Source organism: Spirosoma sp. KNUC1025 (assembly GCF_045160025.1).
Classification (GTDB): domain Bacteria; phylum Bacteroidota; class Bacteroidia; order Cytophagales; family Spirosomataceae; genus Spirosoma.
Map to the genome: position 1 here is coordinate 1,168,596 of NZ_CP087139.1, position 15,884 is coordinate 1,184,479.

Annotated in this window: 10 protein-coding genes and 1 tRNA gene; 6 read left to right on the forward strand and 5 right to left on the reverse strand. The window is 46.6% G+C overall.

Annotated elements, in window-relative coordinates:
- Window positions 1-32: 32 nt before the first annotated feature.
- From LN737_RS05080 to LN737_RS05095, 4 genes are all read right to left on the reverse strand, one after another.
- Complete coding sequence (locus tag LN737_RS05080) at window positions 33-4,118, reverse strand: T9SS type A sorting domain-containing protein (RefSeq protein WP_405516780.1); 4,086 nt, start codon at window positions 4,116-4,118, stop codon at window positions 33-35.
- A 227-nt stretch (window positions 4,119-4,345) separates the two neighbouring features.
- On the reverse strand, window positions 4,346-7,435 hold the full coding sequence (locus LN737_RS05085; RefSeq protein ID WP_405516782.1) for a glycoside hydrolase family 3 N-terminal domain-containing protein: 3,090 nt from the start codon (window positions 7,433-7,435) through the stop codon (window positions 4,346-4,348).
- A gap of 490 nt (window positions 7,436-7,925) precedes the next feature.
- Complete coding sequence (locus LN737_RS05090; protein ID WP_405516784.1) at window positions 7,926-8,171, reverse strand: hypothetical protein; 246 nt, start codon at window positions 8,169-8,171, stop codon at window positions 7,926-7,928.
- A 156-nt stretch (window positions 8,172-8,327) separates the two neighbouring features.
- Window positions 8,328-9,152 (reverse strand): T9SS type A sorting domain-containing protein, encoded by an 825-nt coding sequence (locus tag LN737_RS05095; RefSeq protein ID WP_405516786.1) that lies wholly within the window; start codon window positions 9,150-9,152, stop codon window positions 8,328-8,330.
- 177 nt (window positions 9,153-9,329) lie between these two features.
- Between LN737_RS05095 and LN737_RS05100 the strand changes: the two genes are divergently transcribed.
- From LN737_RS05100 to LN737_RS05125, 6 genes are all read left to right on the forward strand, one after another.
- Window positions 9,330-11,246 (forward strand): sensor histidine kinase KdpD, encoded by a 1,917-nt coding sequence (locus LN737_RS05100; RefSeq protein ID WP_405516788.1) that lies wholly within the window; start codon window positions 9,330-9,332, stop codon window positions 11,244-11,246.
- 50 nt (window positions 11,247-11,296) lie between these two features.
- A complete protein-coding gene (locus LN737_RS05105; protein WP_405516789.1) occupies window positions 11,297-11,977 on the forward strand; it encodes a response regulator transcription factor in 681 nt (226 codons plus the stop codon).
- Window positions 11,978-12,066: 89 nt separating this feature from the next.
- Window positions 12,067-13,038: a porphobilinogen synthase gene (gene hemB / locus LN737_RS05110; protein WP_405516791.1), complete on the forward strand. Its 972-nt coding sequence runs from the start codon at window positions 12,067-12,069 to the stop codon at window positions 13,036-13,038.
- Window positions 13,035-14,372: a dihydroorotase gene (locus LN737_RS05115; RefSeq protein WP_405516793.1), complete on the forward strand. Its 1,338-nt coding sequence runs from the start codon at window positions 13,035-13,037 to the stop codon at window positions 14,370-14,372. The genes hemB and LN737_RS05115 overlap by 4 nt, the downstream gene beginning before the upstream one ends.
- An 82-nt stretch (window positions 14,373-14,454) precedes the next feature.
- Window positions 14,455-14,538 (forward strand) — tRNA-Leu (locus LN737_RS05120).
- Between the two features lies 1 nt (window position 14,539).
- Window positions 14,540-14,740 (forward strand): hypothetical protein, encoded by a 201-nt coding sequence (locus LN737_RS05125; protein WP_405516795.1) that lies wholly within the window; start codon window positions 14,540-14,542, stop codon window positions 14,738-14,740.
- 198 nt (window positions 14,741-14,938) lie between these two features.
- Here LN737_RS05125 and LN737_RS05130 read toward each other — a convergent pair whose 3' ends face one another.
- The gene (locus LN737_RS05130; RefSeq protein WP_405516797.1) at window positions 14,939-15,697 is read right to left on the reverse strand and encodes a DUF3800 domain-containing protein; all 759 of its coding nucleotides are present in this window, start codon (window positions 15,695-15,697) and stop codon (window positions 14,939-14,941) included.
- Window positions 15,698-15,884: the final 187 nt, after the last annotated feature.

Sequence of the window (15,884 nt, forward strand, 5' to 3'; positions counted from 1 at the left end):
TGTATATAACCGCTATTGACTGACGACTGCTTTTACTGTTTCAGCACCTTACGTACCGTCTGCCTGTCACCAACCTTAATCCGCAGTAAATACAATCCACTGGGCTGTGTCGTCAAATCAAGTTCGTTTTTAGGGCTCCTTGTTGTTTGTTGAATAACCGATTTACCGTTACTATCGGTTAATGACAACGTAGCGGGTGTGCGGGTCAATGGCAGATCAAGCTCGACGTTTATGATTGATGTAGTCGGGATTGGATACGTTTTTACCAATGGGCCGAGCGGGTCATCTTCTACGCCCAAAAGCGGTAGTACCGTAACTGTGGCCGTGCCCGAAACAGGACCGTTCCCGCAGATGTTGGCAACACTGATCAGTTGGTAGGTTGTCCGGCGGGTAGGGCGTACCTCTACCGTATAGGGATTCGTCGTTGCCGTAGCCGAATAGCTGCGTACACTATCCGCATACGTAACAGTCCACGGACTTTCGCCCCCGAAGGTAAGCGTCAAATTAGCCGGAAAACCTTCGTAAATATTCTGTGTACCGGTCAACGTAGCTGTCGGTTGTGAACGTACCGTCAGCAGGGTTGAACTGTTGCTGCCAATAACGGCTATTTCCGGATTATCTGCTTTTACGCGGACGTAATACTGCCCTCCCACCAGTGTTAATGGTAACGGCGAGGTTACGGGAGAAACCGTTGCTGTGGCTGGAATAGCGATTTTCTTGGATGTGTCGGCAGCGCTTACCAGCTCAATTCTGAACAGATTCCCCTGATTAAATTCCCCTGTCGTTGTAAACGGGACGCTCAATGATGTACCTGCGCAGAGCGTTGTTGACGCCAGAGCACCAGTCGTCACCGTTGGTATCCGAACCGTGATCGTGGCTGTTGCCGGGTTACCAGGTAAGCCAACTCCACAGCTGTTTCTGATCGTCACAATCTGATAGGTTGTTGTGGTGTGAGGCAGCAAGGAAAGCGTAGTATCTGTTCGGTTTACTATGCCAGACTGTCCATCGGTGAGCGTATAGCTGAATGGCGGAATACTGGTGAATTTAAGCTGAAGATTAGCACGCTGTCCAAGGTTAACGCTATTGACGGGGGCGGTCAGCGATAGCGTTGGTAAGGCATTCACTATAACTTTAATGACTGCCCGCTCACTATAGCACGTATTTTGACCAACCTGAAAGACATAAAAGGCATCTCCATCGGGTTTAATGCTTGTGTTGAGTGTAGAGGGCGTAAGCGCATTGCTGGAAACATTCCCGTAAGGATCTACCCACCGCAGACTACCTCCGCTCTCGGCTGAAGCTTCAAGTGGAACCGCCTTATCGTTAATGCAGTACGTTACTAACGATTTTGCAACCGTTGGCGCTGCTGTAGTACGTATGGTAACCTGTAGTGTAGCTTTACCACCTTCGCAGCCATTATAGGTCTGGCTGACCAGATACGATTGGGTACCCACTTTGTTTATGGCCGGAATTGGCGCGCTGGGGTATTGGTTTCCGTCTGTGTTAAACCATTTAAGCTCCGTTCCAAAAGCCGTTAACGTGGGTACATTCTGCGCAGGCTGGTCCTGTGTTGGCAAACAGTAATTAAGATTGGTTACCCCCGGCGGATTAGGCAATGGTTTGATCGTAACAGTTATTGAAGCCTTTGGCCCCTCGCAGCTTTCAACCGTTTGAGTTACCTTATAAACCTGATCACCAACCGTTCCTGTGCCGGGAGTTGGGGCTGCATCCAGTAATTTATCGGTGGCATCGTACCATTTCAGGCTCGAACCACTGGCCGTTAACTGGGAGGAAGCAGCATTATTACAGAAGCCAATGTTGGCTACTCCTGGCGCGGCTGGTAAGGGTTTAACACGAACGGACAACGCTGCCCGACCACCTTCACAGCCATCAAGTGTCTGGCTCACGTAATACGTTACGGTTCCCGGGGTGGTATTTGAGGGAACCGGCGCCGTAGCTGAAGCTGTGCCGCCCGTTGCGCTGGTTCCGTACCAGTTTGGCGTAGCACTTGTAAGCAAGGTGGCGGCTAACCCAGGTGGTGTAGAAGCCTGACAAAACGCAATGGCCGAGACACCAGGAGCCGCGGGTGTAAGCTTTATGGTAACATTAATGCCTGTGCGGGCGCTTTCGCAGCCATTGACCGTCTGCGTTACGTAGTAGGTGGTTGTACCGGTAGTCGCCGTACCAGGCACGGTAGCCACAGATGAACCGGTTCCTCCGGTTGCGTTCTGGCCATACCAGAGAAGCCCGACTCCATTCGCAGTAAGTGGTGCTGCTGTTACTCCCTGACAATACGGAGACGGTGCATTGCCTACAGGAGCGGCTGGTAATGCTTTAATTGTAACGGTTATCGAAGCTTTTGGCCCTTCACATCCTTCGACTGTCTGGGAAACTTTGTAAGTCTGATCACCAACCGTTCCCGTACCGGGTGTTGGCGCTACGTCCAGTAGCTTATCGGTGGCATCGTACCACTTCAGACTTGATCCACCGGCTGTTAGTGGCGCGGAAGGGGCATTGTTACAGAAGCTTGTATTGGCTACACCTGGCGCAGCAGGAAGTTGCTTGACCCGAACGGCCAGTGCCGCTCGCCCACTTTCGCAGCCATTCAGGGTTTGACTAACGTAATACGTAACGGTTCCGACTGTAGTATTTCCTGGAACTGGTGCCGTGGCCGACGGAATTCCTCCTGTTGCATTTGTTCCATACCAGTTGGGCGTAGCTCCGGCTACCAACGAAGCCGTTAATACAGGAGCCGCTGAGTTTTGACAAAAATCTACGGCCGAGACACCAGGGGCAGCGGGAGTTGCTTTTACGGTCACCGTAATACCTGCCCGTGGACTTTCACAACCATTGACCGTTTGCGTTACGTAATAAGTGCTGTTGCTTGGCGTATCGGTGCTTGGCACTGTAGGTGTGCTAGAGCCACTACCTCCGGTCTGATTGGTACCGTACCAGCGTAAACTACTGCCACTAGCAACCAGTGCAACCGCAGCAGACCCCTGACAATAAGGGGATGGCGTACTTACGGCAGGAGCCGCGGGTAAGGCACTAATCGTAACCGTCAACGTGGCTTTAGGGCCTTCACATCCATCAACTGTTTGTGATACCTTGAACGTCTGAACACCCACGGTACCAGTTCCTGGTGTTGGAGCCCCGCCTAGCGGATTATCCGAGGCATCAAACCACTTTAGGCCCGATCCGTTCGCTGTTAGTGGAGATGACGGTCCATTGTTGCAAAAGCTAACGTTGGTTACGCCTGGTGCGCCTGGTAATGGTTTAACTTTGACGCTCAAACTGGCTCGTGGGCTTTCACAACCATTTTGCGTTTGACTCACGTAGTAAGTTGTTGTTCCGGCCGTTGCATTGGAAGGAACCGGAGCAGTTGTAGAAGCCGTACCCCCTGTGGCATTGGTGCCATACCAGTTTGGTGTAGCACCCGCTGCAAAACTAGCTGTCAAAGCTGAAGCGGGTGAACCCTGGCAGAATTCTACAGATGAAGTTCCGGGAGCCGATGGGCCTGGGTTTACAGTAACGGTAACCGCTGTTTTGGGACTTTCACAACCGTTGACAGTTTGGGTTACGTTATAAATAAATGTGCCGGCTGTGTTTGTATTTGGAGTTACCGTACTGCCTAAAAAATTATTAGCATTATCATACCAACGTAGGTTCTGGCCACTAGCGGTAAGGGCGCTGGCCGCAGCACCCCGGCAATATGGAGCAGGTGAAGTAGCCGTTGGAGCAGCTGGCACATTGACGGCAAGATTACTGGTAGATCCTGTTCTGACCGGGCTACTGGAAACAACCCGGATTTTATAAGCACCAGTAGCACTTGAAGCCGGAATAGTTGCACTAATGGTTCCTGCCGTTGCGCCTGTAATACTTCCTATTACGGGTGGACTGGCAGCAAATGCACCGGCAGCATCGGATAACTGTGCTGAAAACGTATTTGTAGCTGAGTATGTCCCCGTTATTGTGAAGGCAACACTAACATTTCCGCCGGGGCAAATGCTGGATGGCGTAATGGCGCCAGTCGTAATCGTTTGCGCAAGGCTATGGGTGGTTAGGCTGATAAGACACAAACAAACAAATAAATAAGCGTAGAAATTACGTTGCTGCATATGCTATTAACTTGTGGTATTTATGGCATAAAGTTAACGCATTTATAGCTGATCTAAAGAAAGTTACAAGGTGTATACTTATTCAGAGGTGACCAAGTCACTACGCTGTTAATACAATGATCTGATAGTTAACGTATTAGATAAGATCTGATATAGCGGCTGATGCTTATTGGTAAATAAAAATGCCTCTGGTAAAACCAGAGGCATTGGCGGTATTAAGGGATAATTCATTTCTCTTCGATAGCACTGTAAATCAACTCATGAATACGTCGACGCAGTTTAGTCGTATTGATAGAATTATTACCGGCAGTTGGGTGAATACGATTCGATAAGAATACAAAAACTAATTCTTCATCGGGATCAACCCACACAACATTTCCGGTGAAACCAGTGTGGCCAAATGAACGGGCTGACGCCTGCTGGGCCAGGTAGACACTGCTTGAACTCTCTGGATTTGGTTTGTCCCAACCCAGCGAACGGTGACTGCGGTTACTAAGGGTTTGGGTAAAATAGGGTACCGTCAATGGATTTAGTACGCGCGTGTCTCCGTAAATTCCCTTCTGAAGATTCATTTGCAATAATGTCGCAATGTCTCGGGCATTACCAAACAAGCCCGCATGGCCTGAAATACCGCCCTGCACAGCGGCCATTTGATCGTGTACCGTACCAATCAGGAGTTGATTTCGATAATACGTATCCTGTTCTGTTGGGGCACATTGTGGGTGCGGTAGCCGTTGTAGAGGAGTAAACCCTAGCTGATGAAGACCCAGTGGTTTGTAGACATTTTCGGTAACGAACTTGTCCAACGGCTCTTTACTGACGCGCTCCACAATTTTCTGTAAAGTCAGAAAGTTTAGATCGCTATATACATACGCAGGTTTGCCCGTTTCATCCAGTTTACGGGACATTGGCGAATGAACCACCCACTTCCAGACCGAATCTTTCAGAGCTGGCACACCCCAAAGGGTTGGCGCAATCTGGAGCGTATGTAAACTATCATGAGTTACCGAGTAATATTCTGCTTTCAGGCCACCACCGGGCAAGCGGGTACGATCCCAGCTTGTGGGGTAATAGGAGACCATGCCCGACTGGTGCCAGAGCAAATCCTGAAGGGTAATATTTTGCTTATTGGTTCCTCGTAGCTCAGGTAAGTAAAACGAAGCTTTCTGGGTCAGATCGATCTGTTTACGGTCATATAAAACCATTACCGACTGCAACGTAGCCAACACCTTCGTCAGCGAAGCCAGATCGTAAAGTGTTTCATCGGTTACCTTCTCGGAGCCAGCCGCGTAAGTCAGGGTACCAAAGTTTTTACTGTAGACAATCTTCCCTTTACGGGCTACCAGAATCTCGCAGCCGGGTACGACGTGGTTTTTCACGGCTCCCTGGGCAATAGCATCGATCTGGTTGAGAATCGTTGATTTCATCCCGACGCTTTCTGGTGAACCAGCGGATAACCTGCCTTCAGGATTTAAGCTCAGACCCATACCTACTTTGAGGTCGCCCATTGAAATCGGCAGCATCCCACGAGCGCCCAAACCCCCAAATAATACTTGTGGGACTACCCGTTGCATATCGTCAAGCTCCTGATAAGCACAGACTAAGGCATCGGCACCCGCAAACTGAGGTAGACTGTAGGGGGACCCGAAAGCGGTAACGATCACCTTCATACCCCGCTGCTTGAGATGGCTGATCAGATCCAGCGAACCTTTCGTAATGCCGTATTTCCGGGTAGCCGATTCGCTCATCCGATGAAAACTAACCACTACGGTGTTGGCATTGCCAACCTGGGTCAATATGTTGTTGAGGTCAATTTCCGAAACTGGTTTTTCAGGGACAGCAACTGTTTGAAAGGGCGCGTATTGATTCAACGCTTTCTGAAATACATTACCCGGCTCAGCTCCGATTGCTACCGATGCCAGGCGTAGCGTATCCAGACGATTGAGGGGCAACAGGTCATTTTTATTTTCTGTGACGGTAACAGACCGTTCGCAAAGCTCCTGTTTCAGCAACTTGGCCTCGGGAGAGTTTAGGTCGCTTGCCAGACTATTCAGATCAACGGGTTTATATTTACTAAGCCCAGCCCAGTATTTCGCCCGTAAAATCTTTTTGACTTTTTCGTCGATAAAATCCTGTGTAATAACACCATGTTGAATTGCATTCAGAATGTTTGTAGTAGCCTCACGCACATTCTCTGGATACAATAAAATATCGTTGCCAGCAATTAACGCTCTTAAATACACGTCTGTCAGCTTCGGCGAGCGGTTTATGCCAGCCATATTCAAGGCATCGGTAAAAACCAGCCCGCGGAATCCCAGTTCTTTTTTGAGAAGCTCAGTTACAATTTTTTCAGAAAGGGTAGCTGCCAGGGCGGGGGTGTTATCCATGACGGGTACGTGCAGATGCCCCGTAACAACACCCATCAGGCTATCCGCAATAAGTTTGCGGAATGGATACAGGTCAATGTCGCGCATCTGCTCCGATGAGCGGCTGATCGTTGGCAGGGTATGATGAGAATCCGCGTTTGTATCTCCGTGGCCGGGGAAGTGCTTGGCAGTCGCAATGACGTGCGTTTGCTGGAGGCCACGCATATAAGCCGAAGCTTTTAAGGCTACGTTTTCTTTTGACTCGCCAAATGATCGAACACCGATTACCGGATTAGCCGGGTTGCTGTTGATGTCGGAAACGGGAGCAAAGTTGATATGAATACCCAGACGCTGGCACTGCCGACCAATCTCGGCGCCCATTCGGTAAATCAACTCATTATCCCGAATAGCACCTAATGCCATTTGTTTTGGAAAATCCATGGTGCTATCCAGCCGCATACCCAGGCCCCATTCGCCATCAATGCCGATTAATAGCGGGACTTTCGACTCAGCCTGATAGCGATTGGTAAGAATAGCCTGCCGGTAAGGACCACCCTGAAAAAAAATCAGCCCACCAATATGATTTGTCTGAATCAGATGGTCAATATATTGGTAGTGATTCTCGTGCCGGTTAGAGAACGCAGCTACCATAAAAAACTGCCCGATCTTCTGCTCAGCGGTCAGTGTCTGAAAAACACTATCTACCCAATGCTGACCACTGTCAGAAAGACTAAACACTTCGACAGGCCGGGCATCTGGTCCGAATTTATAAGAAGCGATTTCTGGCCGAGCTACTCGGGTTTCTACCCGATTCGTGGTTAATTTATTAAAAGTAGTATGGGATAGTCGATTCCATACGTTACGTCCTGGCTTCATTAAACCAAACGCAGTTAATAAACTGACGAACAGTAGGCCGACAAGTAAAATAGGTCGTACAACAGTGTTCCGCATGGGTACTCGATAAATAAAGTGTTACGGTTTGCTAGTAGAGATGTTTTCGGGCTAAACCATAAAAATAGATAAACCCTATCGAAAACAATAGCTTATCCTTGAATTATCTAAATTTTTAACGAAATAATTTAGCTAAATAGTCTTTGTTAATGGATTAATACAAAATTAAAATGCTTATAATTTATTTTGAGGTATGAAGCACTTAGCCGTCTAACAGTGAAAACTGGTCGGAATTGAAATTATTAGCAAGTCAAATTGAAGGAGAAGGTACTGATTATCAGCACTGAGATTGGTAAACGAAAGCGAGGATTATCAGGAAAGCAGGAGCAGGGTTGCTCGGAGAGATAAGCTTATAGAACGTAACGCTTATAGAATTCTGGAACTATTGGAGAAACTATGAGTCGAGTGAAACAAAGTGTTTCTACGAATAATATATATACAAGATGTTTATAGCCTATTTGTAATATAGATACTAATTGAGAAAACTAAGCTAGAACGAACGTACCGGGCGTACGTGCGATAAAGCCGATAGCAGGCGCTCGCCTAGCGTAGTTTTAGGCAACTGAACGGATTGCTGCCAGCATGAGGAAGCTGAAAGCTTATTTTTTACGACTGACACCGACGCTTTTGCGCGTAGCTGTTTTCTGGCCGCAAATATATTGTGAGGGTGCCCCATGCTAAAGGCCTGTCCGCTTAAGCCAATCAGTAGTATTCCGATGATTAAGAGCGTCTTCATAAGTTTTAGCTTTAATTACAATGCAAAGATATATGCTTAAATGGGTATCTTGCAATACATAGTACTATATTTTTTGAAAATATTTTTTAGAGGAACGTCAATCGGCGCTTATTTTTTTTCGACTGTGAATGGATAAGCGCCGATTGACGTTCCTAATTAGTCAATAAGAATTCGTTTAACAGCGCCGTCTTCATTTTGAGTCACTGTAATGAAATAAGCACCTTGTGGATTTTTGCCTAAGTCAATCTGGCCAACGAATTCACCAGAGAAGTCTTTGATCTCTCGTTTGGCCACTTCTTTGCCTTTCGGATTTGTCACAATTATACTCACATCCCCTTTTGTAGGAGCGGTAAACCGAACATTCAGCTGAGCACGATCTGGGTTGTTGGGGTAAGCGTCCAGGCCACGAATTGTTGAGGGCTTTCCACTAAAATTTCGTGCCCAGTCTTCAAACGGGCGGGCAATTTGCCGATCAAAATCTCGTGGAAACTTATAGCTGAAGCGTCGAATTTGATCAGCTAGAGAATCTGATTTCCATTCAAACTCGTGATGCCATTGCTGTTTATTCCAGGAGTCAGTACTGGCTTTTGGCAGTTTACCTCTCAGTACGTATGCGTCACCCGGTGATCGCTTTCTGACAATATTACTTCGTTCGCGTGTTACAATTCGATCACCGTCAGTGTCTTCCACGATAATTGTCATTTGCCGCCGACCGCCCCCTTTACGAGTGGCTTTAAGAGAATCGACCAGTTTCATAACCAGTTTATCCCGTTCTGGATCGCTCATGCCATTCATATGGTACGTACGCTCGATTTCTCGAACCTCATCCCCGTTTCGCTCAATGATCCGAACATTTACGTCATTGTTGTCTGACTTAGACTTAAGCGGAGCCGTTTTTTGAGCGATGGAGAATCCGCTGGCAGTGCTCAGAAGTAGCAGGGCCAGAACGAACCGGTGACCTGCAAAAACTGTTTTTTTCATAGTACGAAGAATTGCAAACGAAGGAACAATAAGTTGCCAAACCGATTGCTATAGAGGTTGTTAAAGTTTGTTAACGAGCCAATGAGTAGTGGGCATGGTTCGTACTTTTACTGACCACCGCGACCGGTTGACTTATAGATGAAAAAACCGGGCTTAGGTTGCATGAGCGAGTAAAAAATGTCGAAACAACGCATACGCTGGATAGTTCTGCTGATGGCAATAGGGTTGCTAGGTTTAGTTGGCCTGCAACTTTACTGGATTGGCAGCGCACTTCAGCTACAGAAAGAACAGTTTGCTTATAAAGTCACTGATGCGCTACAGGAGGTCGTTCGAACCCTTGAGCGCCAGGAAATTGTCTACCTGACAAAGCAGCGTATTCGTGCCAAGGAGCAGCAAAATCAGCTAAGATTAATCGCAAAAAAGGAGAGCAAACCGGCTAGTAACCGAGCTTCAGAACGGCGGGTATTGGCTGTGCCCTCCGAGCGAGTCGCGCAGGTCAAGCAACCTGAACACTCCGCAAGTACTCAATCCCGGCAAATGATGGCATCCGGTACAGCACCGGCGGGGGCTATGGTTGTTCAGTCGGATATACTGCATCCTATTGTTCAACCACTTTCGTCAGAACAGATGGCCGTTGTTGAAGAATTTTTTCGTCAGCAGGAAGAACTTATGGCCGCTGGCGACTGGCAGGCTCAGTTAGTTCAACAGCAGCAGTTTGATCGGTGGGTCGAAAACGTCTATACAAATGAGGTTAATCGAATCAACAACCAGGTAAGCATATCGAAGCACCGGAAGGATTCGACCATGCGGGCGGCTAGAAAACGGGCACGGGTACTCCAGCAGAAGAAAGCACAGCAAATTAACCCGGTGGCGGCTGCATCGACCAAGTCACTGGCTCGTCCAGCGAGTACAAGCCAGTATAAAGCTGAGGAAAAATCGCATATGATTAAGGATGTGCTGAAGGGGTTGCTGTTGTCTGAGCGGCCCATTGAAGACCGCGTCAACCGAATAGCGCTCGATACGTTACTTCGCCAGGCATTAGCCGAGCGGGGTATCAGCATTCCCTTTGCATACGCTGTTCGGACCCGACAAAAGCCGCAATTTTTGTTTACGTCGCTGGGCATGGATGCGCAACAGTTTGATGTAAATGGCTATAAAGCAGCGCTATTTCCGAATAATTTGCTCGAAACAGGCAATTATGTTTACGTCTATTTCCCGACACAGCAGCAATTTATCCTGGGTAGGCTGGGTTTTACGTTTGGCGCGTCTGTCGTGCTAATTCTGGTTATTCTGGCCTGTTTCTATATCGCCATCAGCACAATCGTGAAGCAGAAAAAACTCGCCGATATTAAGAATGACTTTATTAATAACATGACTCATGAGTTCAAAACGCCTATTTCAACGATTTCACTGGCTGTTGAAATGGCTCAGGAGCAGCTACGTTCAGAATCGGTGGCCGCTCCTAAAGTCGTTGCTGCTGAGTCAGGGAGTCGCCTCGACCTCCGATTGAACCGGTATATGGGTATTATTCGTGACGAAACCCGAAGGCTTGGCTCACATGTGGAGAAGGTACTTCAAATGGCGCTGCTTGACCGTGGCGAAATCAAACTGAATTTCTCATCGGTTAACGTACATGACGTAATCGAAAAAGTGCTGAATAATCTGGGTCTGCAAATCGAACAGCGTGGAGGAGAAGTGGACTTGAACTTCGATGCGGACCGGGAAGTTGTTGAAGCTGATGAACTTCACCTGACAAACATTGTCTATAACCTACTGGATAATGCCCTTAAATATTCGCCGGAGAGCCCGCACATTACCCTTACAACCCGTAGCCTTCCCGAAGGGGTGAGCATTACCGTAGCAGATAAGGGAGTGGGTATGACTAAAGAGCAGACCAGTCGAATTTTTGAGAAATTTTATCGGGTTCCCACCGGAAATCGACATGACGTAAAAGGATTCGGATTGGGGTTAAGCTACGTAAAAAAAATGGTCGACGAACACCACGGCCAGATTCATGTTGAAAGCCAATTGGGCAAAGGCAGCTCGTTCGAGGTGATTTTACCATACAAACTAGGTGAACGCGCGAAGGAGTAAATGCTTTGCAGGCTGTATTCATCTTTTCGCTTCTTCACTTTTTACTTTATATGCCAACCATTTTATTAGTTGAAGATGATCCCAATCTGGGACAACTGGTTCAGGAGTATCTGACTATGAAAGGCTATCCAACCGAACGGGCAACGGATGGGAATCAGGGCCTGCAACTCTTCATGACGGGAACTTATGATCTCTGTATTTTCGACGTAATGATGCCCAAAAAAGACGGCTTTACGTTGGCCAAGGAGGTTCGTATGGGAAATCGTGATGTGCCAATTATTTTTCTGACGGCTAAATCGATGCAGGAAGATACAATACAGGGTTTTAAGGTTGGTGCTGATGACTACATAACTAAACCCTTCAGTATGGAAGAACTGCTGTTACGTATTCAGGCCATTCTTCGGCGTTCGCAACGGTCGACGGATACCCTCGAACCGGCAACGTATCAAATTGGTAACTTCGCTTTCGACTATCCGCATCAGTTGCTGACGCACAATGAAAACGCGCAGAAACTAACCAGTAAGGAATCTGAGTTATTAAAATTGCTGGCACAAAACCTGAATCAACCGGTCAGTCGTAGCTTTGCTCTGAAAATGGTTTGGGGGGACGATTCGTATTTCAACGCCCGAAGCATGGACGTATACGTAACGAAGCTGCGGAAATACCTGAAAGAAGATCCTTCTGTTCAGCTCGTTAATGTACACGGCGAAGGATTCAAATTAATTGTATGATTATAGTGCAAGGTGAAAACGATACTGGTGGTCGGCGTCAGCACGCGCCATTTTTACGTTTATACCTTCCATCTTTTACACCCTAATTAATGAACTTAATACGTCGTCCTCGTCGCAATCGGCAATCGGCTGTTATCCGCGACATGGTACAGGAAACTCGTCTGTCCGTTACGGATTTTATACTACCTCTTTTTATAATGGAAGGGCAGAACGTTCGTTCGGAAGTATCCTCAATGCCGGGTATTTATCGCTTGTCGCTGGATTTGTTGCTGAATGAGATACAGGAATGTGTGGATTTAGGCGTTCAGGCATTCGACTTGTTTCCGAATCTGCCCGAATCGAAGAAAGACAAATACGCAACGGAAAGTTATAATCCCGACGGTCTGTATTTACACGCGATTCGAACCATTAAAGATCGGTTTCCGGACGTAGTGATTATGACTGACGTCGCGATGGACCCTTATAGCTCCGACGGGCATGACGGTATTGTCGAGAACGGCAAAATCCTGAATGATCCAACATTGGAAGTGCTGGGTAAAATGGCGTTAGCGCAGGCGCAGGCTGGAGCGACTATCGTTGGCCCATCGGATATGATGGATGGTCGGGTCGGATACCTTCGTAAGGTACTTGACGAAGGGGGTTTCCACGAAGTCGCCATAATGTCGTATGCGGCTAAATACGCCAGTGCTTTCTATGGTCCATTTCGGGATGCCCTTGACTCTGCACCGAAATTTGGCGATAAAAAAACGTATCAGATGAACCCGGCCAACAGCCGTGAAGCACTGATCGAAGCGCAATTGGATTTCGAGGAAGGGGCTGATTTTCTGATGGTCAAGCCGGCGATGGCTTATCTGGATATTATAAAATTGCTTAACGACAATTTTCATTTGCCGATAGCTGCCTACAATGTGAGTGGTGAATATGCGATGATTAAAGCGGCTGCTCAAAAGGGCTGGTTAGATGGCGAACGAGCTATGATGGAATCGCTGATAGCCATCAAACGGGCTGGTGCCAATGTTATCTTAACCTATTTCGCCAAAGAAGCTGCCCGTTTGTTATGACAAAATTATTAATACGTAACGCTCGCATTGTCAACGAGGGCCGCATTATCGAAGGAGACGTACTGGTCGAAGACGGCTTCATTGCACAGATAAAATCGGGTTTGTCCGACACGACTGTCAATCAGGTTATTGAGGCAAACGGGCGTTATTTGATACCGGGGGTCATTGACGACCAGGTTCACTTCCGCGAACCCGGACTAACCCATAAGGCTACAATTCATTCCGAATCGCGTGCTGCCATAGCCGGGGGCGTTACCAGTTTCATGGAAATGCCTAATACGGTTCCGAACGCGTTGACGCAGGAACTGCTGGCTCAGAAATATGCCATCGCTGCCGAGACATCGTTAGCCAACTACTCCTTTTTTATGGGAGCCTCGAATAATAATCTCGACGAGGTATTACGTACGGACACACGTACGGTATGTGGTATTAAGGTGTTTATGGGCTCTTCAACTGGCAATATGCTGGTTGATAATGAAGACGTTCTGAATAAACTGTTTCAGCAAAGCCCCATGCTCATTGCCACACACTGTGAGGATGAGGCTACTATTCGATTGAATGCTGAGTACTATAAAACTGAGTACGGCGAACATGCTACGGCTGGCTTACATCCGCTCATTCGGAATGAAGAAGCTTGTTTTAAGTCCTCTTCCCTAGCCGTCCAGTTAGCCCGTCAGCACAATACTCGACTACATATTTTACATATTTCGACGGCCGAAGAACTGGCGCTGTTTTCAAACCAGGTACCGCTAACAGAAAAGCGCATCACGGCCGAGGTTTGTGTGCATCACCTTTGGTTCGACAGCAGCGATTATGCCGCGCTGGATAATCAAATCAAATGCAATCCAGCCATAAAAGCTCCGCATCATAAACAAGCACTATTCGAAGCATTATTAGATGATCGCCTGGATATTATTGCAACGGATCATGCTCCCCATACGTGGCTTGAGAAGCAGCAACCGTATTGGCAAGCTCCATCCGGATTGCCCTTAGTACAGCATCCACTGCTGATGATGCTTGATTTTGTAAAGCAGGGTAAAATCTCGCTTGAAACGGTAGTCAGGAAAATGTGTCACGCACCTGCCGACTGTTTTCAGATTAACCGGCGTGGTTATATTCGGGAGGGCAATTGGGCCGATCTTGTTTTGATTGACACAAATAAGCCGACTCACGTATCAAAGGAAAACATTCTTTATAAGTGTGGCTGGTCTCCTTTAGAAGGACACTCGTTCGGGGCTAGTGTTGCGCATACTATTGTGTCTGGAGAGATAAAATACAACGACGGTCAGTTCGTGGCCGACAAGCCGGGTGAACGTTTACTGTTTAATCGATAGTTAGAGAATTTTTTGCAGAAAAATCTTGCAAAAAAATGGTAGAGACCCGTATCTTTGCCATCCCAACACGGGGAAATGTACTGCCGAAGTGGTGAAATTGGTAGACACGCACGTTTCAGGGGCGTGTGTCTTTACGGACATGCGAGTTCGAGTCTCGCCTTCGGCACATGAAAAAGTCGCAATCAGCTGTTAATCAGTTGGTTGCGACTTTTATTTTAATAAATGGGGACGGTTTGGGGGACGGATATTTTGTCATTATTCAATATCTTGAAATGTTTAGCGAGAAAATTTTAATTTTAGAAATTTTAGGTTTTTATGAATACGGGAGAGATTTAAAATGTAGTACAGACTGTGTTGATGCACAATAGGAATTAGAAAAGTAAACCGGGTATTATAGATATTACTTGGGTTTTATTGAAATATGTGAATTATAAAAGAATCTATTGTATTTTTTTGTTGCAATATATAAGATATTGAAATGCCTCATATTTTTACATCGACCCTACGGGGCTGGGATCGGGAGAACTTGGTCGGCAGAGAGTCAGGCAGATGTCTGACTTTTTGTTTTATTCAGGAAACACCTTGAGCCCGTACCCTTTGAAATTTCCCCTCCCATCATTATAAATTCGTGGCTTCAATATTTCAAATGAAGGATTAGTAGTATATCCATCTATTACAAACCGAGCTATTGGGTAAGCCATTAAATCGGCAATTTGCAAACCCACATTGTTTTTACTTTTAGCCATAAAGTTTAATGAAAATCCGTATTGGTTAATCCTATGGCTTGGAACAAAGCCTGTGCCTCTTGGACTAAGTTTTATAGTTTTAAGATATTTCGCAATTGTCAAATCGGCATCCGTACCTCTGCTTTCCGCAATTACTCGGAGTTCTGGTGAAAAATCCCTATTTACCTCATCTAAACAAAACACACATCTTTCAATAAGAAAAGTAAAGGCGTGTCCGTAAACGCCAATCAAGGGATTGGCAACTTGCCGATCTTTATATGCTTCCTTTTGTATAACGGCACTGATTACTCGAAACGTTGACTCTGTAACTATTCGATTAAATTCACTCAAAAAGTAAATCCACTTTTCTTTCTGAGTGAACAAATAGAAGGGACCCTCTTTGCGTCGAATATCTCTTGAATGTAATATTACCCTTTCGTCTTGCCACAAATCATACTTTAATTGCTCAATCTGCTGTTTTAGAAGCTGATATTTGGAGTCAGATATTAAAACACCACATAACAACAGAATAGGAAAATTAGGATCAATTTTAGACATGCCGTGGTCGCCACTTTCGTCAAGAAATAAATAAAATTTCATCTGCAAGCAGTAGATAGTTCTTGAGTGAACAGCCTTTTGTGGACAACTAATAGCAAATCTTACACGGGACATAGCCCATATTTCGAGCCTCACTTACACTAACCCGGCTAACACCTGAACGGCAACGATTCAGGCCATGACATTCATAACTGTGATAGGCATAAGCATTTCGGCTACCACAAACTAA